17 protein-coding genes, 1 pseudogene and 1 riboswitch are annotated in these 21,074 nt (G+C 64.3%); of the genes and pseudogenes, 8 read left to right on the forward strand and 10 right to left on the reverse strand.

Annotation, left to right across the window (positions count from 1 at the left end; all coding sequences use genetic code 11):
• Nucleotides 1-401: 401 nt before the first annotated feature.
• The 7 genes from JX325_RS03995 to JX325_RS04025 all read right to left on the reverse strand — a co-directional run bounded on the left by JX325_RS03995 (nt 402) and on the right by JX325_RS04025 (nt 8,915).
• Nucleotides 402-896 carry a 23S rRNA (pseudouridine(1915)-N(3))-methyltransferase RlmH gene (locus JX325_RS03995; protein WP_204789881.1) on the reverse strand — a complete coding sequence of 165 codons (495 nt, stop codon included), beginning with the start codon at nt 894-896 and terminating at the stop codon, nt 402-404.
• Entirely contained in the window at nt 884-1,678 is a 795-nt protein-coding gene (locus JX325_RS04000) for an MBL fold metallo-hydrolase (RefSeq protein ID WP_204789882.1), read from the reverse strand. Before JX325_RS04000 ends, JX325_RS03995 begins: the two co-directional genes overlap by 13 nt.
• Nucleotides 1,675-1,950 carry a TfoX/Sxy family DNA transformation protein gene (locus tag JX325_RS04005; protein WP_204789883.1) on the reverse strand — a complete coding sequence of 92 codons (276 nt, stop codon included), beginning with the start codon at nt 1,948-1,950 and terminating at the stop codon, nt 1,675-1,677. The genes JX325_RS04000 and JX325_RS04005 overlap by 4 nt, the downstream gene beginning before the upstream one ends.
• Nucleotides 1,951-2,040: 90 nt before the next feature.
• Nucleotides 2,041-3,336: a UDP-N-acetylglucosamine 1-carboxyvinyltransferase gene (locus tag JX325_RS04010; protein WP_204789884.1), complete on the reverse strand. Its 1,296-nt coding sequence runs from the start codon at nt 3,334-3,336 to the stop codon at nt 2,041-2,043.
• Nucleotides 3,337-5,753: 2,417 nt separating this feature from the next.
• Nucleotides 5,754-7,562, reverse strand: coding sequence for an ATP-binding protein (locus JX325_RS04015; protein WP_204789885.1), 1,809 nt, complete (start codon nt 7,560-7,562; stop codon nt 5,754-5,756).
• 37 nt (nt 7,563-7,599) lie between these two features.
• Nucleotides 7,600-8,313: a response regulator gene (locus JX325_RS04020; protein WP_204789886.1), complete on the reverse strand. Its 714-nt coding sequence runs from the start codon at nt 8,311-8,313 to the stop codon at nt 7,600-7,602.
• 50 nt (nt 8,314-8,363) lie between these two features.
• A complete protein-coding gene (locus tag JX325_RS04025) occupies nt 8,364-8,915 on the reverse strand; it encodes an NUDIX domain-containing protein (RefSeq protein ID WP_204789887.1) in 552 nt (183 codons plus the stop codon).
• A 656-nt stretch (nt 8,916-9,571) separates the two neighbouring features.
• Between JX325_RS04025 and JX325_RS18620 the strand changes: the two are divergent.
• Together JX325_RS18620 and typA are read left to right on the forward strand one after the other, a co-directional pair.
• Nucleotides 9,572-9,943, forward strand: a pseudogene (locus tag JX325_RS18620) (M15 family metallopeptidase); the annotation flags it as partial.
• Between the two features lie 290 nt (nt 9,944-10,233).
• Nucleotides 10,234-12,057 (forward strand): translational GTPase TypA, encoded by a 1,824-nt coding sequence (typA, locus tag JX325_RS04035; RefSeq protein WP_204789888.1) that lies wholly within the window; start codon nt 10,234-10,236, stop codon nt 12,055-12,057.
• A 1,028-nt stretch (nt 12,058-13,085) separates the two neighbouring features.
• Here the strand turns inward: typA and JX325_RS04040 are convergent.
• The 3 genes from JX325_RS04040 to JX325_RS04050 form a co-directional block, all read right to left on the reverse strand.
• Nucleotides 13,086-13,913, reverse strand: coding sequence for a DUF3021 family protein (locus JX325_RS04040; RefSeq protein ID WP_204789889.1), 828 nt, complete (start codon nt 13,911-13,913; stop codon nt 13,086-13,088).
• Complete coding sequence (locus tag JX325_RS04045) at nt 13,910-14,347, reverse strand: LytTR family DNA-binding domain-containing protein (RefSeq protein WP_204789890.1); 438 nt, start codon at nt 14,345-14,347, stop codon at nt 13,910-13,912. The genes JX325_RS04040 and JX325_RS04045 overlap by 4 nt, the downstream gene beginning before the upstream one ends.
• Before the next feature lie 132 nt (nt 14,348-14,479).
• Nucleotides 14,480-14,725 (reverse strand): helix-turn-helix transcriptional regulator, encoded by a 246-nt coding sequence (locus JX325_RS04050; protein WP_307819245.1) that lies wholly within the window; start codon nt 14,723-14,725, stop codon nt 14,480-14,482.
• Nucleotides 14,726-14,991: 266 nt separating this feature from the next.
• Between JX325_RS04050 and JX325_RS04055 the strand changes: the two genes are divergently transcribed.
• The 6 genes from JX325_RS04055 to JX325_RS04080 all read left to right on the forward strand — a co-directional run bounded on the left by JX325_RS04055 (nt 14,992) and on the right by JX325_RS04080 (nt 20,987).
• Complete coding sequence (locus JX325_RS04055) at nt 14,992-16,074, forward strand: PfkB family carbohydrate kinase (RefSeq protein WP_204789891.1); 1,083 nt, start codon at nt 14,992-14,994, stop codon at nt 16,072-16,074.
• Between the two features lie 43 nt (nt 16,075-16,117).
• On the forward strand, nt 16,118-17,041 hold the full coding sequence (locus JX325_RS04060) for a pseudouridine-5'-phosphate glycosidase (protein WP_204789892.1): 924 nt from the start codon (nt 16,118-16,120) through the stop codon (nt 17,039-17,041).
• A gap of 74 nt (nt 17,042-17,115) precedes the next feature.
• On the forward strand, nt 17,116-17,487 hold the full coding sequence (locus tag JX325_RS04065; protein ID WP_204789893.1) for a DUF1294 domain-containing protein: 372 nt from the start codon (nt 17,116-17,118) through the stop codon (nt 17,485-17,487).
• Nucleotides 17,488-17,785: 298 nt separating this feature from the next.
• A complete protein-coding gene (locus JX325_RS04070; protein WP_243413909.1) occupies nt 17,786-18,511 on the forward strand; it encodes an MgtC/SapB family protein in 726 nt (241 codons plus the stop codon).
• Nucleotides 18,512-18,531: 20 nt separating this feature from the next.
• Nucleotides 18,532-19,224: an MgtC/SapB family protein gene (locus JX325_RS04075; protein ID WP_204789895.1), complete on the forward strand. Its 693-nt coding sequence runs from the start codon at nt 18,532-18,534 to the stop codon at nt 19,222-19,224.
• 192 nt (nt 19,225-19,416) lie between these two features.
• A riboswitch (glycine riboswitch) is annotated at nt 19,417-19,517 on the forward strand.
• Nucleotides 19,518-19,598: 81 nt separating this feature from the next.
• Nucleotides 19,599-20,987 (forward strand): sodium:alanine symporter family protein, encoded by a 1,389-nt coding sequence (locus JX325_RS04080; protein ID WP_204789896.1) that lies wholly within the window; start codon nt 19,599-19,601, stop codon nt 20,985-20,987.
• Nucleotides 20,988-21,074 lie beyond the last annotated feature (87 nt).

The following is a 21,074-nucleotide window of genomic DNA, read 5'->3' on the forward strand; positions in this document are numbered from 1 at the left end:
CGCAAGAGGTGCTTCCTCCGGGTACGCAAGTCTCCAGCCCGCGGCGTGGTGCGGGCGGGGGGTTGGAGGTCACCGAATGGACTCCCTCCTCTTTTCGCTGCCGCTACCCTGGCGGTAGGGGGTAGGTGTCCGCCTTTTTCCGGAACTGCCTTCTCTCAATAGACCACCCTATAGGGGCCCCCGCCGGAGCCCAGCGAAGCGNGTCCGGTGGGGAGAGGAGGAAGGAATGGAGCAGAGCGGAGTCCTCGCCGTCAGGCGGGGACGCAGCGGGCGGAATTTCTTCCGACGATGTGGGGCCTGTCCCCCTGGTCAGGCCATTCCCCCAGGAATTGCCCTTCTCCCAATAGGATATCTTGTGGGACCTGCCCTTNTCCCGGCGGGCCCTTCCCCCAAGANGGGACTTACTTATGATACCGCGTCCCCCCGTTAATCTGGTAGGCCCGGTAAATCTGCTCCAGCAGCATCACCCGGGCCAGGTGGTGGGGAAATGTCATCGGCGANATGGACAGCTTCGCCCACGCCTCCGCCTTGATGGACGCGTAGAGCCCNAAGGACCCCCCGATTAAAANCACCAGCCGCTTCTCCTGCCCCAGCTCCGTCCCCGCGGCCCAGGCGGCCATGGTGCGGGCCAGCTCCTCGCTGGATCGGAGCCGCCCCTCCACGCACAAGGCGATTAGGCGGGAGGAGGGCGGCAGCTTCCGGCGGATATTCTCCGCCTCCTTCAAAAGGGCCCCCTCAATCTGGGCGGCAGAGGGGTTTTCCGGCANCCGCTCCTCCGGCAGCTCCACGATTTCCAGCTTNCAGTACCGGCTCAGGCGCTTGGCGTACTCCGCCGCCGCCCCGGCGTAAAATTTCTCTTTCAGCTTCCCTACGCACAGAAGGATTACCCGCTGCATACCGTTCCTCCCTCCAGCACATACGCCCCGCTGAGGCCGTCCCGGGGGGCGGCGGAGAGGCGGGGGGCCAGGCCCGCGGCGCTCAGCGCCGTCTCCACCGCCCGGAGGGCCATGGCCGGGGTGTTGTTCTCCCGGCTCAGGTGGGCCAGGACGATTTCCCGGGCCCCGGCCCTGGTCAGGGTGACGGCAAAGGCGGCGGCTTCCTCGTTGGGGAGGTGCCCCTCCGGGCCCAGAANGCGCTTTTTCAAAAAGTAGGGATAGGGACCGCTCCGCAGAGTCTCCACGTCGTGGTTGGCCTCCAGCACCGCCAGGGCAACGCCCGGCAGGACCGCCTCCGCCTCCGGCGTCACCACGCCGCTGTCCGTCAGCAGGCCGAAGCCCCCGTCGGGGGTGTCGAAGCGGTAGCCCCGGGAGCCGGGGGCGTCGTGGGAGGTGGGGAAGGCGGTGACGGCGCAGTCCTTCACGGAAAAGGCCCCCTCCGCCTCCCGGAGGCGGTCCTCCAAAAGGACCATCCGCCGCAGCAGGTCCCGGCCCGCCTGGGCGGAGGCGTAGACGGGGCAGCTTGTGCGCTNTAGAAGGGTCTGGAGGCCGGAAATGTGGTCCGTGTGGGTGTGGGTGATGAAAATGCCGTCCAGGTCGGGAAGGTCCAGCCCCAGGGCCTGGAGCCCCTGGCGGATGCGGCGGCAGGAGATGCCCGCGTCCACCAAAAGGTTTCCGCCCTCCCANNTCAGGGCCAGCGCGTTCCCGGAGGAGCCGCTGGCCAGGGTATGTACCGTTGTCAACGCGGGGAACCTCCTTTTCCTTTCAGCGCGCCGCTGAATTCCTTCAAANNCGCCTTTACCTCCGGGGGAAGCTCGTTGAACTCCACGCCCCGGACCGCCCCCTCCAGAGCGTAGAGATGGACCAGGCAGACGCCGGGATAGAGGGTTTTCAATCGGAAAAAGGCGTTCTTGGACCCGGCCTCCGCCAGCTCCTCCGGGGTGCGGATGCCCGCCGCCGCCAGCTTCCGGGCCATCTCCGCCCCGATGTTCTTCATGGATGTCAAATCCGGCATACCGTTCCTCCCGCGCTCATAATAGGTCCTCCTTCGCAAAAACCGGGAGACGGAAGGGCCTCCCCTCCATCTCCCGGAACCGTNTCGATGTTAACCAAGGTTCAGCCGNCGGTGCTCCTCCGATTCCTCCACGGCCCGGATGTTGGCCCCCAGCCCGCGGANTTTTTNCACCNNGTTCTCATAGCCCCGCTCAATGTAGTGCACGCAGGAGATTTCGCTCTGCCCCTTGGCGGCCAGGGCGGCGATGACCAGGGCGGCTCCCGCCCGGAGGTCCGAGGCCTGGATGGGCGCGCCCACCAGATGGTCCACGCCCTCCACCACGGCGGTCTTGTCGTCCACCTGGATGCTGGCCCCCATGCGGCGGAGCTCGTCCACATAGCGGTAGCGGCTGGACCACACGCTCTCCGTCACCAGGGAGATGCCCTGGGCCAGGGAGAGGACCGTAGTAATCTGAGGCTGCATGTCCGTGGGGAAGCCGGGATAGGGCAGGGTCTTGATGTTGGCCCGGCGCAGCGGGCCGTTCCGGCGGACCAGGAGGGTGTCCTCGTGCTCCTCCACCTCCACGCCGCACTCCTGGAGCTTGGCGGTGATGCAGTCCATGTGCTTGGGGATGATGTTTTTCACCAGAATCTGTCCGCCCGCGGCGGCGGCGGCGGCCATGTAGGTGCCCGCCTCAATCTGGTCGGGAATGATGGCGTAGCTGCCGCCCCGGAGGCGGTCCACGCCCCGAATCTTAATGGTGTCCGTGCCCGCGCCCCGGATGTTGGCCCCCATGGAGTTCAAAAAGTTTGCAAGATCCACGATGTGGGGCTCCTTGGCGGCGTTTTCAATCACCGTCCGGCCCTCCGCCATGACGGCGGCCATCATGATGTTCATGGTGGCCCCCACGGAAACCACGTCCAGGTAGATGCTGGCGCCCTGCAGCCGCTCCTCGCCGACGGTGGCCCGGATGAAGCCCCCTTCCACCGCCACGTTGGCCCCCAGGGCGTTGAAGCCCTTGATATGCTGGTCGATGGGCCGGACGCCGCCGAAGTTACAGCCGCCCGGCAGGGCCACCTCCGCCTGGCCGAAGCGGCCCAGGAGAGCGCCGATGAAGTAGGTGGAGGCCCGGATGCGCCGGGCCAGGTCGTAGGGGGTGCGGGTGGAGTGAATGTGGCGGCAGTCCACCTCCACGGTGTGGCGGTCCAGGCTGCGGACCCCCGCCCCCAGCTGCTCTAAAATATTCAAGCACAGCGTCACGTCGGAAATCTGGGGGATGTTCTCAATGCGGCAGACCCCGTCCACCAGCAGCGCGGCGGGGNTAATCGCCACGGCGGCGTTTTTCGCGCCGCTGATTTCCACTTCGCCAAACAGGGGCGTTCCGCCCTGTATCATATATTTCGTCAAAATATTGACCCTCTTTTCAAGCAACGGTTTGCCGGTCCGGGGCATTCGCGGGAGGNACAAGAAACANTTTGCCCGGCTGGCGGCGCTTCATACCCGCGCGGGGCGCGGGGAGGAAAATTCTTCTTTAACGGTTTTTACACGCTTTGTTATGATAGCACAGCGGAGGAAAAAATGCAAACCTTTCCTTCCGTGTTTTTACATAATATTTTGACGAAAAAGCCTTCCCGCTTCCGCGAACGGGGGGAAAACCCCGGCCCAGGGGGCCGGGGTTCCAGAAAAAATTTGGATAACGCCGGGCGTTTCGGGNGTCAGGCGGCCCCCTCTCCCGTCCGGGAGCCCCCGGCGGTGACCGCGCCGGTGAAGCAGTTGACGAAATAGTCCTCCGTATCCGTGACAATGCGCCACGCCGGGTCCAGGGACATGGAGGCTCCGGCGGTCTGGAGCTCATAGCACAGCCGGGCGTCNGTCACCGTGGAGGCCACCGCCGCGCTCTCCCGCCGCATCCGCTGAAAGGCCGTCAGGGCCCCGGCGGCGGAGNGGGGTTCCTCCCCCGAGACGGNGGCGCCGGCCTTGGGCAGCAGCGTGCCGCTGACGGCGGTGAGAATCCCGTTTTCCACGGTAAAGGTCACCGTGCAGTTGAAAACCGGAAGCCTGCCGTAGACCGCCGGGACGGTGAACACGCCGCCGCCCTCCCCGTCCAGCCGGATATCAGGGTCCTCGTAGGAAAAGGTCCGGCAGAACTCCCGGCAAAAGTCCTCCACGTCCGCCTCCGCCAGGGTTCCGGCGGCGTCAAAGCCGCCGCTGGAGCGGAACAGGGCCTCCCCGGACGCTCCGGCGTAGTGGAAGATGCCGCCGCCCTGGTCCATGGAGGACGTGGTCCCGCCCAGAAGGAAGGCGGCGGCCTGCTCCTCCAAGGCGGCGTCCCGAANNAGGGCCACGCCGTCANGGGGGACGTCCCGGGAGACGGCGCCGGGCTCCAGGAGCATGCCGTCCTCCTGGAAAAGGGCCGCCAGCTGCTCCGCCGTGCGGTGGAAGGACTCCCGCTCCTCCGCCCGGCGCTGGGCCAGGGAGAAGAGCAGGAAGGCGTTCNGCNGGACCAGGATTAAAATGATGANGTTTTTCAGACGGAAGCGTTCCATAAGGCCTTCCTCTCAATCCGACAGCCAGTAGGCCCGGCATTCCCCGCCGCGCTCGACGTAGCCGATGGAGAGCTCTTTTCCGGGGCTGGCGGCGGCCACGGCCAGGGCCTGGGGCAGGGGCAGCAGCAAAGAGGGCTCCTCCGCGGCGTTATACTGCCGGAACCGCAGGCTCAGGGCGGTGACGGCGGAGCCGGTAAGGGTGATCTCGGCGGCAAAGCCCCCGTCCTGAAAGCGGACGGGCACGCCTTTCAGCTGGTAGCCGAAGCGCAGCGCCGTCACGTCCCCGCTGCGGCGGAGGCTTTGCAGCCAGGGCTGAAGCTCCCCGGAGACGGGGGCCAGGAGGCTGCCCAGCAGCGACCCGGCCCCCAGGGCCGCCTCCCGGGCCGTGGGCAGGTCTTCGGCGGCCTTCACCCGAAGGATGGGCTCGTTCCCGCTCTGGTAGTGGATGGTGTTGTCCGGCCGGATGCGGAGGGTCCGGTCCCCGTCTATGATGAGCTCCGTGCCGCTGGACTCCGTGTGGCGGGTCCGGCTCCGGGGGTTGAAGCCCAGGGCGGAGAGGAGCCAGTCCGTCCCTCCCGCCAGGGGGTCCCCCAGGGTGAAGGAGGGCAGCTCCGGCGGCTGGGCGGGCAGCAGGGAACAGGGGTCCAATTCCCGCTCCAGGCCGCCGCCGTCCATGGCGAAGGAGGCGTCCCCCAGCTCATAGCGGCTGATGACCTGCTCCAGGCTGTCGGCGGAGACGGCGGTGGAGGCCCGGAAGCAGTTCTCCCCGCCGTCCCAGAGGTAGAGGACCGCGCCGCCCTCCTGGGGGACGATGAGCAGGCGGCGGGCGGAGAGGTCCTCCCGGGGGGGGACGTCCTCACCGCCGCCCAGCAGGCCCGCCAGGACGGACAGGGGCAGGGGCTCCAGAAAATCATAGTAAAGGGAGGGCCCCCGCAGGGCCCGGAGAAAGTCCCCCCGGGAGCAGGGAGCGTAGTCCCGGGCGGAGCCCAGGGCCTCCAGCAGACGGCGGCCCAGGGGGTCGGCGANAACCGGGTCCCCGGTGGTGCAGGTCAGATCTCCGCAGCGGCCGTAGTCCCCGGTGACGGCGGTGCGCACCGGGGCGGCCAATTCCGCCGCCGGGGCCGCNGACTGCGCGGGTCCCGGCGGCGCCTCGCTGGTGGTCAGGTTCAGGTTGTAGAGCTGGGTCTGGGTGAAGAGCACCGCCGCCGACAGGGCCAGCAGGGTGATGAGGATGTTTTGGACCAGGTTCCGGCGGTCCCGCCGCTGTTCCCCCATGGCTCAGCCCTCCGTCTGCCGCCCCCGGCCCTGGGCGATGGGCAGGGTCATGCGGATGGTGGTGCCGGGCCCCTCGTGGGGGGCCAGGGCGATGACGCCGTGGTGCCGCTGGACGATCTCCCGGGCGATGGAGAGGCCCAGGCCCGTGCCGCCGGATTCCCGGGACCGGGCCTTGTCCACCCGGTAAAAGCGGTCAAAAATGCGCTCCCGGTCCTTGTCCGGGATGCCGATGCCGTCGTCCTGGACCTCCATCCAAACGGTGTCGTCCTCCCCGCAGCCGGCGCAGACCCGGATGTGCCCGCCGTCGGGGGTGTATTTGATGGCGTTGCCCAGGATGTTCATCATCACCTGCTCCAAACGGCTCCGGTCCCCCACGATGAGGGGCAGGTGGCCAAGGTCTTCGCAGGTGAGCTCATGGCCCCGCTGCCGGGCGTTCAGGGCGCTGGAGCGGACCACGCTTTGGATGGCCTGGGCGAAGGGGAAGCGGGAGAGCACCAGCTCCGCATCCCCCCGGTCCAGCCGGGAGAGGGTCAGCAGGTCCTGGACGATGTGGGTCATCCGGTCCGTCTCCGTGATGATGATGTCCAGAAAGCCGTTGGCGGTGGGCTGGGGGATGTCCCCCTCCGCGTCCCGGAGGGTCTCGGCGTAGGTGCGGACGTTGGTAAGGGGGGTCCGGAGCTCGTGGGAGACGTTGGCCACGAATTCCTTCCGCCGCTCCTCGTTGCGGTGCTGCTCCGTCACGTCGTGAAGGACGATGAGCACGCCGCCCCGCTCCCGGTCGGAGAAGGGGGCCAGATAGACCTCCAGGGTTTTGTCCCCGGCTTCCAGCTCCCCCTCGGCAAAGCTGNGCCGCTGGAGGGCCAGCATATCCCCGAAGGGGAAGAGGCCGCCGAACAGCTCCTCATAGGTGCACTCCGGCCCCACGGGGCGCTGGAGCATGTCGTTGGCGGCGGGGTTGCAGTGGATGAGCTTTCCGCCGTGGTCAAAGGCCACCACGCCGTCGGTCATGTGAAGGAAGAGGGTGTCCAGCTTGTTCCGCTCGTTCTCCACGGCGGCCAGGGTGGACTGGAGGACCCCCGCCATCTCGTTGAAGGTGCCGGTCAGCANGCCGATTTCGTCCGTGGANTCCACGGGCAAAGCGCCGCCGAAGTCTCCGGCGGCCATTTTCTCCGCCCCGGCGGTGAGCTTTTCAATGGGGCCCACCATGGTTTTGGAGAGGGGGAAGCTCAAGAGCACGGAAATCAAAAGGCCGATGACCAGGGCCTGCATGATGATTTGGAAAAGCTGGCTGTTGAGGCCGGAAACGGTGTCCCGGTTGTCCAGAATATAGATGATAAAGGCGTTGTCCCCCCCGAAGATGNGGATGGCGGCGTCCATGTAGTCGGCGGTGATGTCGCTGACGTCCCCGATGCCCGCCTCGTCCCGGCGCAGGACGGCGTTCCGGGCGGTGAGGAGGTTGGGGCTCTGCTCCCGGGGCATGGCGCCCTCGGCGGCGGAGCCGTTGAGATAGGCCCCCGTCTCNCCGTCCAGNNCGAAGTAGTTCCGGGTCCGGTANTCGATGCCGAGCTTTCCGGCGGTGAGCTCCATCATGTCGTGGACCCGGTCGGCGCCGTCGTCCTGGGCGGCCTCGCCCCGGAGGGAGGTGACGAACTCCCGCTGGTCCGCGCCGAAGACGCTGTCGATCTGCTGGTAGAAGGTGTTGGTGAAGAAGTTGGAGACGTTGATGGTCAGGAAGGCCCCCACCACCGCCATGAGGGAGGTAATGAGCAGCAGGAGTATCAGCGTCAGCTTCATGTGCAGGCTGCGGAACACGGCGGCGCCTCCTTTCTCAAAANNGCTGGCCTTTTGGTCAGTTCACCGCAAAATAGTACCCCGCCCCCCGGCGGGTCAGGATGAACTGGGGGCTGGCGGGATTTTCCTCAATCTTCTCCCGGAGGCGCCGGACGGTGACGTCCACGGTCCGCACGTCGTCCCCCACATACCCGTAGTTCCAAACCTGCTCCATCAGGTCCACCCGGGAGTAGACCTTGTTGGGGTGGCTGGCCAGGAAGGTCAAAAGCTCATACTCCCGCTGGGTCAGGTCAATGGCCTTTCCCGCCCGGAAGACCTGGTGGCTGTCCGTGTTAATCGCCAGGTCCCCCGCCACCGGCNTGGCGCTGTCCGCCGCCGCGGCCCCGGCGGGGGAAGCCATGGAGGTGCGGCGGATGTTGGCCTCCACCCGGGCGATGACCTCCCGCATGGAAAAGGGCTTGGTGATATAATCGTCCGCCCCAATTTCCAGGCCCCGGACCTTGTCGTCCTCCTCCTCCCGGGCGGTGAGGAGCAGGATGGGCACGTTGTCCCCGCCCTTGCGCAGGGCCCCGCACACGTCAAAGCCGATCATCTTGGGCAGCATGATGTCCAGCAGAATCAGGTCCGGCTTTTCCGTCCGGGCCATCCGCAGTCCCTCCTCGCCGTCGTAAGCCTCGATTACGCGGTAGCCCTTCCGCTCCAGGTTGAAGCGCAGGATGTCCACGATGTTTTTCTCGTCCTCTACAACGAGAACGGTCTTTTCCTCCGTCATGCCCGACCTCNAAACTGCTTTGNGCCCCTGGGGCGGCCCGTTTCACGGCGTCACAGGTTCAGCAGGATTTTCGCCTTCAGCACCGCCGCCACGGTTTTGGCGTCCTCGATTTCCCCCTCCAGGCAGCGGCGGACCATCTCGGCGAAGGGGACACGCTCCACGCTTAAAAACTCGTCCTCGTCCAGGTGCTGGGCCTCCATTTTGAGATCCTGGGCCAGNTAGAGGTGGAGGGTTTCGCCGTAGCAGCCCGGGGAGGGCAGAATGCGGCCCAGGGAGCGGTAAACCCCGGGTACCGCGCCGGTCTCCTCCCTCAGCTCCCGGAGGCCCGCCGCATAGGGGTCCTCTCCGGGGTGGTCCAGCTTCCCGGCGGGAATCTCCATCAGGGTCCGGCCGAAGGGATAGCGGTACTGGGTCACCGTCAGCACGTTGTTGCCGCCGTNCAGGGCCAGGACGGCGACGCCTCCCGGATGGTCCACCACCTCCCGCGAGGCGGTTTCGCCGTCCGGCAGCTCCACCGTGTCCACATGGACGGACACAATCCGGCCGGTGAATTTATCCTCCCGGCCAAGCTTCCGCTCCGTCAGGTCCATCTGTTCGCGCATAGCTCCNCGTCCTTTCCAAANAGGCCCCGGNGGGGCCCGGTATTTNCTGATATTGCCGTTCCTGGTAGGGATTATACCACGCCGGAGGAAAAATGAAAAGAGAAAATGTCCCCGGAGTTCGAAGCTTCTAAAAAAGTTTGGCCCGTTCATAAAATACCTCTTGTATTTGGGAATAAAAAGGCGTATGATGAATGCAATAAGCCACAAGATATAGTGGGATTGGAAAGGAACGGCAACAAATGAGATGGAGCAAACGGGCGGCGGCGCTGCTGGCATCGCTGCTGCTGCTTTTGACCGCGGTCCAGGCGGGAGGCATGGGCAAGGAACCCTCCGCAAGGGAGAGGCCGGTTTTGAACACCCGGCTGACGGCCCCCGGCGAGGAGAGGGAAGCCNCGAAAATTCCGGAGCTGACCGTGGTAACGNCGGAGCCGGTGAAGGAACCGGAGAGGGCCGCGGAGAGCGCCAAACCCGAGGCCCGGACGGCGGAGGCCGCTTCCGGGAANGAACGGAAGGACCCCGTTTTTCCGGAGGCGGAGGACTGGCNGATTCTCCTNGTGAACCCCTGGAACGAGATGCCGNAGGACTATGAGGTGACCCTGAAAACCCTGCCCGACGGGAACAAGGTGGACGAGCGGGCCTATGAGGATCTCACCGCCATGCTGGAGGCCTGCCGGAAGGCGGGGCTGCAGCCCAAGATCTGCTCCTCTTACCGGACCCAGTCCAAGCAGACCTACCTGTACAACAACAAGATCGCCCGCCTGCGGAACGCGGGCTACAGCCGGAAGGCCGCCGAGGCCGAGGCGGGCCGCTGGGTGGCCCGTCCGGGCACCAGCGAGCACCAACTGGGCCTGGCGCTGGACATTGTGTCCCAGTCCTATCAGGCCCTGACCAAGAAGCAGGAGAAGACCGCCGAACAGAAGTGGCTGATGGAGCACTGCTGGGAGTACGGCTTCATCCTCCGCTATCCCAACGACAAAAGCGAGATCACCGGCATCGGCTACGAGCCCTGGCACTACCGCTATGTGGGCCGGGAGGTGGCCCTGGACATCCGGGACAGCGGGCTTTGCATGGAAGAGTNCTTACTGCTGCGGGAGGAAACTCTGGAAAAACAGGCGTGAATATGGCGGAGGCGGCGGAAGCCGTCTCCGCTTTTTGTCGAACTTGTCCAAGGTGACTTGGATTTTTCGTGAAAAAGTCCCGAAAAATGTGGATTCTTCCGTTGAAAAGCGGCGGGGAGTGGCATATAATAAGAAACCGTGAAATTTTGTCTTCCATTCTACGGCGGGACCTCCGCCCTTTCAAAGGAGTCTGTGAACTTATGCGGAATGAACACTTGANAAATATCGCCATCATCGCCCANGTCGACCACGGCAAGACCACGCTGGTGGATGAGATGCTGAAGCAGGGCGGCGNTNACCGGGAAAACCAGGAGGNCGTCGACNGGGTCATGGACTCCGGCGANCTGGAGCGGGAGCGGGGCATCACCATCCTGGCCAAAAACACCGCCATCCAGTACGGAGACACCAAAATCAACATCGTGGACACCCCGGGCCACGCCGACTTCGGCGGCGAGGTGGAGCGGGTCCTCAAGATGGTCAACGGCGTTATCCTCCTGGTGGACGCCGCCGAGGGCCCCATGCCCCAGACCCGCTTCGTGCTCTCCCGGGCGTTGGAGCTGGGCCACCNGGTCATTGNGGTGGTGNACAANATNGACCGNCCCGACCAGCGGGTCTATGAGGTCATTGACGAGGTGCTGGAGCTCCTGATGGACCTGGACGCTACCTCCGAGCAGCTGGACAGCCCCATGCTCTTTTGCTCCGGGCGCAACGGCACCGCCTCCTGCTCCCCCAGCGTCCAGGGGACGGACCTCAAGCCCCTCTTCGACACCATCCTGGAGTATATCCCCGCCCCGGAGGCGGAGGTGGATCTGCCCTTCCAGATGCTGGTTTCCTCCATCGNCTACAACGAGTTCGTGGGCCGCATCGCCATCGGCCGCATTGAGCGGGGGACTTTGAAGCAGAACCAGGAGATCGCCGTGTGCAACTACCACGACCCGGAGGCCGTCCTCCGNAAGGCCAAGGCCACGGCGATTTACGAGTTCGACGGCCTGGGCCGCAAACCNGTCACCGAGGCCTTCGCCGGGNACATCNTCGCCATGAGCGGCATCCCCGACGTCACCATCGGGGACACCATCTGCGTCCCCGACACGGTGGAGGCCCTGCCCTTTGTGAAGATCTCCGCCCCCACCCTGGAGATGACCTTCTCCGTCAACGACTCCCCCTTCGCCGGGCGGGAAGGGAAGTTCGTCACCTCCCGTCAGATCCGGGAGCGCCTCTTTCGGGAGACGCTGCGGGACGTGTCCCTGCGGGTGACGGAGACGGACAAGGAGACTGCCTTCAACGTGGCGGGCCGGGGGGAGATGTCCCTCTCCATCCTCATCGAAACCATGCGCCGGGAGGGCTATGAGTTCCAGGTGTCCCCGGCCCGGGTGCTCTATAAGGAGATCGACGGAAAGAAGTGCGAGCCCATCGAGCGGCTGGTGGTGGACGTGCCCGCCGACTGCGTGGGCGCGGTCATTGAGAAGNTGGGCCAGCGGAAGGCGGACNNGGTGGAAATGACCCCCGTGGGAAGCCGGATGAAGGTGGAGTTCCTGGTCCCCGCCCGGGGCCTCTTCGGCTACCGCAACGACTTCCTCACCGACACCAAGGGCGAGGGCATCATGGCCTCCGTCTTCGACAGCTACGCNCCCTATAAGGGCGACATTCAGCGCCGGGGCAACGGGTCCCTCATCTCCTTCGAGACCGGCGAGTCCATCACCTACGGCCTCTTCAACGCCCAGGAGCGGGGCACGCTGTTCATCGGCGCGGGCATCCCGGTCTACGGCGGCATGGTCATCGGCGTCAGCCCCCGGAGCGAGGACATGACGGTGAACGTGTGCAAGAAAAAGCAGCTGACCAACACCCGGGCCAGCGGCTCCGACGACGCGCTGCGGCTGGTGCCCCCCAAGCAGATGAGCCTGGAGCAGTGCCTGGAATTCCTGGCGGACGACGAGCTGCTGGAGGTNACCCCCAAGAGCCTCCGGATGCGCAAGAGCATTTTGGATCACGAAAAGCGGATGAAGGCCCTGCACGGGAAGAAATAAAAAGGACGGAGGCGCACAGGCGGCGCCTCCGTTTTTGCGTATTCCCTTGGTGGGACTCAGGAAATCATCTCGCTGCCGACCTGGTAGCCGTTCCAGGTCGATACCTGCCCCCACCCGGCGGAGCAGTCGTAGAAGCCGTACGCCCCCAGGGAGGACCGCCACTTCTCCGCGTTGAAAAACAGCGTGGGCAGGGAATAGCTCTCCCCCTCATGGTCCTCGCTGGGCGTGATGGAGAAGAGGCACCCGTCCTCCCAGTGGAGGAACGCCGCTCCCTCCGGCGCGCCGTCTCCCAGGGGCTCGGAGGTCAGATAGCCCTGCTCCTTCAGTTCCTCAAACGTGNCGGCAAAGGCTTCCACTCCGTGGAGCTCTCCAAAGCGGTGGACAAGGGCCGCCTTTTCCCCCTCCGTNAGCTCACCAGGAGCCTGGGAGAGGTCCAGGGCAATTTGGGAAACGTTCTCGTTCAGTCCCTTGTCCTTCTCCCAGAGGTCATCCAGCACCTGGAGGTACAGCCCGCAGAGATCAAACATAGTNCCGCCGCCGTTCCGCCNCCGGCCACGGGACNAGGCGGAGACGGAATACACCTCCCCCAATTGGGCCGGGAAGCTCTCCAGCACATGGCCGTTGAAGGCCACGTCCACCGCCATGCCGTCCTCCAGGACCGACGGCTCCGCCGCCTCGCCGTCCAGGGTCACGGGCACGTCCTTTACGTTCAGCCGGTAAACCCCGGTCCCGCCGTAGAGCCCTTCGTCCAGCTCCGCCAAAAGCAGATTTCCGTCCTCCGCCCCGTCCACAACGCGGCAGGTGAGGACCGTGGGCTCCTCGTCCTCCGCCAGGGAGGGCGGGACGCCCGCGGGGTCCGCCGGGGCCGCAGGGCCCTCCGTCCGGGCCGGGGCCTCCGGCGTTTCCGCCGCCGGGGCGCAGCCCGTCAGCAATAGGCAGAGGGCCAGAATAAATACGCGTTTCCAGAGCTTCATAAAACCGCCTCCTTTTCCCGTTTAGACGGAAAGGGAGGCGGTTTGGTTCCAGGGTTATTCCCTTTTTTTCAGCCGCCGCAAAACCACGCCCAGCAGCCCCCCCGCCAGGGCGGCGGCTCCCGCCGTCCACGCCTGAAACAGGGCCGTGTAGTTGTACAGCCAAAACACGCAGGGCAGGGTCAGCGCCGCGCACGCCGCCGGGTAGAGAAGCCACCAGCGGCGGAGCCGGGTTCCCAGGGGACAGGCGCTGAAAAAGCAGAACAGCGGCAGGACCAGGAAGGGGTAAAAAATTCCCGTCAGCACCGGGAAATCCCGGGCGTCCGCCAGCCGCAGGCCCGGGGGCAGCAGCAGCTCCACCGCCGCCGCCAGAAGAAGGTACGGGGCCAGGGTTTTCCAGGGCGGGTCCGCCCCCTCCAGGCCGGAGGATTTCCGAATGGCCCACACGTCGGACTGCCACTCCAGAAACCGGACGGACCATTTCAGCACGTACAGCAAAAGCAGCAGGCCCAGAAGGCACAGCCAGCTCTCCCGGATGGGGAACCACCGGCACCGCCACCCCGCCAGGGAGAACACCGCCGCCGTCCCCAGAAAATGGGCCCCGGACCAGAGGAGGGTCCGCCGCTCCAGGAAGAAGGGAACCTCCATGGTGTTCAGCGCCGCCCCCAGGAGGCCGGACCAGAAAAACTGGGCCAGGGCCGCCGCCACCGGGCTTCCATAGGCCTCCGCCAGGGCCCCGGGCACCACCAGCAGATTTCCGCCCTNCNGCCTGGGGATGGTGAAGGCGTTTCCCAGCACAAACACCAGATAGACCAGGGCGATTCCCCAGGGGAAGCCCGCCTTGGCCCGCCGGAGGAATTCCNGNCGGACNTCGGATTTGCTCATATCCCCAGCACCTCCTTGATTTTCTTCACGTACCGCCGGGAGACGTAGGTAACCACGCCGCCCTCCAGGGTCACCCGGATGGTGCCGGAAAGGCTCAAATCCAGGGCCGTCACCCGCTTCCAGTTNACGATTTCCGAGTGGGACACCCGGACAAAGGCCTTCCGGTCCAGCCGCTCCTCCAATTCATACAGCCGGAGGCGGACGGTGTAGATCTCCCCGCCCAGGGCCTGGGCCCGGACCTCCTTGTCCTCGCCGTANAACCGCAGGACCTCCCCCGGGTCCAAGGGCACGGCGGTCCCCTCCCTGAAGAGCGTCAGCCGCTCCGGCTCCTCCANNNGNGCNAGCAGGGCCCGGAGCTCCTCCGTCTCCCCTGGGGAGNGCACCTTTNTCAGCAGCTCCTCCAGGGCCGGGTCCAGGGTCACGTCGATTTTCAAAGCGCCCGCCTCCTCTCTGCCCTCAGTATACCCAAAGCGTGCCCCGCCGTCCAGGGCTCTTGGACCATCGGCCCCGGAGGGGGGACGGACGGTCAAAACGCCTCCCCCGCGTTTGGCAGGGGAGGCGCGGCTTTATTCGNGGCTTCTGGGATANGGCTTCGGGTCGTCGGTCAGGCCGACTAAATAGTCGATGGAAACCTTGTAAAGGCGAGCAATTCTGGCAAGAATGCTCACTTTTGGTTCATGCACGCCCAATTCATAATTTTGGTATGCCTTTTCCGTAATATCGCAGTAAATGGCAACCTTGATTTGGGTCAAGCCTGCCTCATTCCGACATTTTCTCAACCGTTTTGCCAAAATATCTCTCACCCTAAACACCTACAATCGTTCTTGACAAATAAAGTATAGGAGATTAGAATGCAAATAATACCAAAGAAACTTCCGGTACGATTATAGGTGAGGTGAGCGCGATGAATTCTGAAATTCCCCAGGCCTTGTATGAAAAGACCCTTGAGCAGATGGTCATGGTTTACGTAAATTCCCTTTTGTGAAATTTTTTGAAATGGGGCTTGACAAATCGAAAATTATGTGTAAAATAAGCAATAGATTAAGAAACTAAAGAATTGCTTATTCGGAGGTGGACCATGACCAAGCGGGAGCGGCAGCTTTTGAACTGGATTGAGGAAAACCCCCTCATTTCCCAAAAGGAGCTGGCGGACAAGGCGGGCATCACCCGCTCCTCCGTCGCCGTGCATATCTCCAACCTGATGAAAAAAGGCTACATCACCGGCAAGGGCTACATCGTCCAGACCGCCCCCTATGTCACCGTCGTCGGGGGCGTAAACGTGGACATCGGCGGCCGCCCGGAGGCGGCTTTGGTTGCACGGGATTCCAACCCCGGCGCGGTCCACTCGTCTCTTGGGGGCGTGGGGCGGAACATCGCCCACAACATGGCCCTGCTGGGCCTGGACACGCGGCTGCTGACCGCCTTCGGGGACGACCTCAACGCCCAGAAGCTGGCCGCCAGCTGCGGGGAGCTTGGCATCGACATCTCCCAGTCCCCCGTCATTCCCGGCGGGCGGACCTCCACCTACCTCTTCATCAACGACGAGCGGGGGGACATGGCCCTGGCCGTCAGCGACATGGAGATCTACCGGCACCTGACCCCCCAGGCCCTGGCCCAGCGGCACAAGCTCCTGGACGCCAGCCAGGTGGTGGTACTGGACACCAACATCCCCGCGGAGAGCATCGCCTGGCTGGCGGAGAACTGCGCCGCCCCCCTCTTCGCCGACCCGGTGTCCACCGCCAAGGCCGTGAAATTAAAGCCTGTCCTGGGCAAGCTCCACACCCTGAAGCTCAACCGNCTGGAGGCGGAGCTCCTCNCCGGCGTGCCCATCACCGGCGAGGCCAGCCTGAACAAAGCCGCCGACGCCCTTTTGGAAACCGGCCTGCGCCGGGTGTTCATCTCCCTGGGGGCGGAGGGCGTGTTCGCCGCGGACCACAGCGGCCGGGTGCAGCTGCCATGTCTCCCGGCGGAGCTGGTGAACGCCACCGGCTGCGGGGACGCCTTCATGGCCGCCATCGCCTGGGCCTATCTCCGGGGTACGGATTTGGCGGACACCGCCCGGGCGGGCCTGGCTGCCTCCTCCATCGCCATGGAGAGCAGGGAGACTATCAACCCCGCCATGAGCGAGGAGGCCCTGGAAAGCCGCCTGATCAACCCTTGATCCATCTCAAATTCATATATTTTTGGAGGTCAGCATCATNAACATGAACAAGTATCTGGANGNCNCNCCTGAAGTCAAGGAAGCCCTGGAAGCCGGAAAGCCGGTGGTGGCCCTGGAATCCACCATCATCTCCCACGGCATGCCCTATCCCCAGAATGTGGAAACCGCCCTGAAGNNGGAGGCCATCATCCGGGAGAACGGGGCCGTCCCCGCCACCATCGCCGTCCTGGGCGGCCGCCTGAAGGCGGGCCTCTCCCCCGAGGAGATTGACTATCTCGGCAAGACCGGCGCGGGNGTGGCCAAGGCCAGCCGCCGGGATCTCCCCATCCTGGTGGCCCAGGGACGGGNCGGTGCCACCACCGTCACCACCACCATGATCATCGCCCACATGGCGGGCATCCAGGTCTTTGCCACCGGCGGCNTCGGGGGCGTGCACCGGGGCGCCGAGACCACCATGGACATCTCCGCCGACCTGGAGGAGCTGGCCCGGACCCCCGTCATGGTGGTCTGCGCCGGGGCCANGTCCNTCCTGGACCTGGGGCTGACCCTGGAGTACCTGGAGACTCACGGCGTGCCCGTCATCGGCTACGGCACCGAGGAGCTCCCCGCCTTCTACACCCGGAAGTCCGGCTTCGGCGTGGACTACCGCATCGACACCCCCGCCGATCTGGCGAAGTCCTTCTATGTGAAGCAGGACATGGGCCTGGTGGGCGGCATGCTGGTGGCGAACCCCATCCCAGAGGAGTACTCCATGGACGCGGATGTCATCGGAAAAGCCATCTCCGACGCGGTGGACGAGGCNAAGGTCAAGGGCATCCACGGCAAGCAAACCACTCCCTTCCTGCTGGCGAAGATCAAGGAGCTCACCGGCGGCAGCTCCCTGGACAGCAACATCCAGCTGGTGTATAACAACGCTAAGCTCNCCGCCAAGACGGCGGTGGAGCTGGCGGGACTTGCCAAGAACTAAGACCTGTGCTACAATGGACCGGCTGGGAATCCAGCCGGTCCATNTNTCCCGNCCCNAAANGAGGTGTACATCGTATGAATCTCGCCCTCCTCTCTGCCGCCTATGAGCCGGAAGCGCACAATGATTTTATCTGGGCCGTGGTCGGCTCTCCCTGGGGCCTCCTGGCCCTTTGGCTGGTGCTGATCAACGCCGCCGCGTTCCTGGCCTTCGGCCTGGACAAGTGGAAGGCCAAGCGGAAGGAGAAAAAGGAAACCGTCCGCCGGATTCCCGAGAAAAACCTCCTCCTCCTGGCCGCCGCCGGGGGCAGCGCGGGGGCCCTTTTGGGGATGAAGGTCTTTCACCACAAGACCCTCCACAAGGCGTTCCGGTTCGGCGTGCCGCTGATTCTGGCCCTGCAAATAATCGTTCCCTTCGGCCTCTGGCTGTACTTCGCCGTCATTCGGTAATCCAAAAGGACAACGTTTGCGTACCGGCGGGCGGAATGCCCGTCTTTTCTCTCCGGCAAAACGCCTAAAACCCGGGTTTCTATTTGTCAATCCCGCCGAAAAGACGCCCTTTAAGGCGGAAAACGTTGACAACGCTTCCCGGGCTGTCTATAATAATTAACAACTCAGCGGCCGGGGTGGCTGGCGCATCGCAAACGTTTCCGGCCTTTTTGAACAGGTGATGGAAGAAGCGGTTTCCGCCGCTCCTTCCCTTTTCTTTGCGCCCGAAGGGGCATTTATTTGGAGAGGAGCGAGTCCAGTGCTGCACCAATTGGATTACCTGCGGGAGGTCAACACCGTCTCCGTGCTGCTGNGGCTGACCCTGGCCATGTTCTGCGGCGGCATGATCGGCCTGGAGCGGGCCAGGAAGCACCGCCCGGCGGGCTTTCGCACCTATATGCTGGTGTGCATGGCGGCGGCGCTGACCATGCTGNTGAGCCAGTATGAGTCCTATATGCTCCACCACGTCTGGGCNGAAAAGGCCGCGGNAATCGGCATCNGCACCGACGTGAGCCGCTTCGGCGCCCAGGTCATCAACGGCATCGGCTTTTTGGGCGCGGGCACCATTTTGGTGACGGGCCAGCAGAAGGTGAAGGGCCTGACCACGGCGGCGGGCCTGTGGGCCTCGGCCTGCATGGGCCTGGCGGTAGGCGCGGGGTTCTATGAGTGCGTGGGGCTGGCGTTCCTTTTGATCTTCCTGGTGGTTCACCTGCTTCCGGCGGTGGAGCTTTACATTGTGGAAAACGCGAAAAACATGAATATCTACGTGGAGTTNCAGTCCCTGGACAACGTGGCGGAAATCATCAACCGCATCAAGGCCAAGGATGTGACCATCTACGAGGTGGAGGTGGACCACGGAAAGCAGACGCCCTCCNAGCACCCCAACGCCATCTTCTCCCTGCGGATGAACCGGCCGGGCACCCACGCCAAAATCCTGGCCGCCATCTCGGAGCTGGAGGACGTGTATGTCGTCCACGACATCTAAGCGGATAGGAGGAGAACGGGATGTTGACGTTATTTGACGGCCTGCGGGACGTGACCATCTGGTCCGTGGCCCTGCGGATGACCCTGGCGGTTGTCTGCGGCGGCATCATCGGCATCGAGCGGGAGTACAAGCGCCGCCCGGCGGGNTTCCGCACCCATNTTTTAATCTGCCTCGGCGCGGCCATGACCACCCTGACCAGCCAGTACCTCTACCTGGTCCTGGGCCAGTACACCGACATGGCCCGCCTGGGCGCCCAGGTGGTGGCGGGCATCGGCTTCATCGGCGCGGGCACCATCATCGTCACCCGCCGCCAGCGGGTGAAGGGCCTGACCACGGCGGCGGGCCTCTGGGCGGCGGCCATCATCGGCCTGGCCCTGGGCGGCGGCTTCNACGAGGGGGGCCTCTTCGCCACCTTCCTGATTCTGATTGCGGAGCTTTTCTTCTCCCGGGTGGAGTACCGNATGCTGCAAAACGCCCCGGAGGTCAATCTCTACGTGGAGTACAGCGACAACAAGACCATGGACACGCTGCTCCAGGAGTTCCGGGAGCACGGGCTGAAAATCCTCAACATGGGCATCATCCACTCCAAGTCCAACGAGGAGCACAACGCCTGTGCCATCTTCACCCTGCGGCTCCACAAGGGGCTGGACGTGGAGCATTTGAAGCAGGAGATTCTGGCCACCGCCGGAGTGGTTTCCGTGCGGGAGCTGTGAGCGGATGGGACCGGGGGCGCGCGGCGTTCCCGGTCTTTTGTCCGTCTACAGAAAATATCCGTCTCTATATTGCGGACATTTTGTGAAAATGCACGATTGACAACGGGGGCGGGGCGTGTTAAGGTAATACCAAATTGGATACCGGCAAAGGAAATCCCCGGAAACAGGCCCTCGGGCCGAGGGACCGGGGACGGATGCNGCTCTGGAGAAGCCCGGAAACGGGTACCGAAGGTGCAAGGCGGCGCGTGGGAGCGTCCGCCGAATCTCTCAGGTAAAAGGACGGAGTGGAACGGCACGGGGGGATTCCCCTGTTTCCGTCCTCTTGTTCGGAGCGGCGCGGGCCGTTCCTTTTATTTTTAGGAGGGAAACAATCTATGTTACAGCAAGTGCAAGCAACGCTTCTGCCCATTGTGCAGACCATCAACGCCTATCTGTCCGANTGCATCCTGGTGGGGCTTCTCATNGCCGTGGGCCTGTGGTTCTCCATCAAGACCCGCTTTGTCCAAATCCGCTGCTTCGGCGAGGGCATGGGGAAGGTCTTCGGCAATTTGACCCTGGCCGGCGGGCGGCATGAGGGGGGCATGAGCTCCTTCCAGGCCCTGGCCACCGCCATTGCCGCCCAGGTGGGCACCGGCAACATCGTGGGCGCGTCCNGCGCGATTCTCACCGGCGGCCCCGGGGCCATCTTCTGGATGTGGATCATCGCCTTCTTCGGCATGGCCACCATCTATTCCGAGGCCGTCCTGGCCCANNAGACCCGGGTGAAGGACAAGGACGGCAGCATCCAGGGCGGTCCCGTGTACTACATCACCACGGCTTTTAAGGGGGCCTTCGGCAAGTTCCTTGCGGGCTTCTTCTCCATCGCCATCATCCTGGCCCTGGGCTTCTTCGGCTGCATGGTCCAGTCCAACTCCATCGGCTCCACCTTCCAGACCGCCTTCGGCGTGCCCTCCTGGATCATCGGGGTCATTCTGGTGGTGATCTGCGGCGTGATTTNCNTGGGCGGCGTGCAGCGCCTGGCCTCCGTCACGGAGAAGGTCGTCCCCATCATGGCGGCCCTCTTCGTCCTGGGCGGGCTGGTGGTGCNGGTNGTCCGNGCCAAGTANCTCCCCGCNACCGTGGCTATGATCTTCCGGTACGCCTTCCAGCCCCAGGCCATCCTGGGCGGCGGCTTNGNCGCGGCGCTGAAAATCGCCNTGAGCCAGGGCGCCAAGCGGGGTCTCTTTTCCAACGAGGCCGGTATGGGCTCCACCCCCCACGCCCATGCGCTGGCCAACGTGTCCTGCCCCCACGATCAAGGCGTGGTGGCCATGATCGGCGTGTTCATTGACACCTTCGTGGTGCTGACCCTCAACGCCCTGGTGATCATCTCCACCCTCTACACCGAGGGCGGTCCCCTGGCGGGCNGGTATACCGGCTCCGTCACCGAGGTCATCGGCAAGGCCAATCTGGCTCAGACGGCCTTCGGCGTGGTGTGCGGGGAGAACCTGGGGGCCATGTTTGTGGCGGTGTGCCTGTTCTTNTTCGCCTTCNCCACCATCCNGGGGNNGAACCNCTTCGGCAAGATTAACATGACCTATCTGTTTGGAAAGAAGTCCATTGTGGCTTATACGCTGATTGCCCTGGTGTTTATCTTCCTGGGCACCCTGGCGTCCAACGACCTGGTGTGGGAGCTGTCGGATATGTTCAATAACCTGATGGTGATTCCCAATGCTATCGGCCTCTTCGGCCTGACCCGCCTGGTGGTCAAGTGCGTGAAGTGAGATTTCGCCTTTCGACAGAAAAAAGAGACAGCTCGGAATGGGCTGTCTCTTTTTGCGGGCCCCCACAGGGGGGGGATTGTACTCGCC

This window comes from Oscillibacter sp. CU971 (assembly GCF_905219725.1).
Classification (GTDB): domain Bacteria; phylum Bacillota; class Clostridia; order Oscillospirales; family Oscillospiraceae; genus Oscillibacter.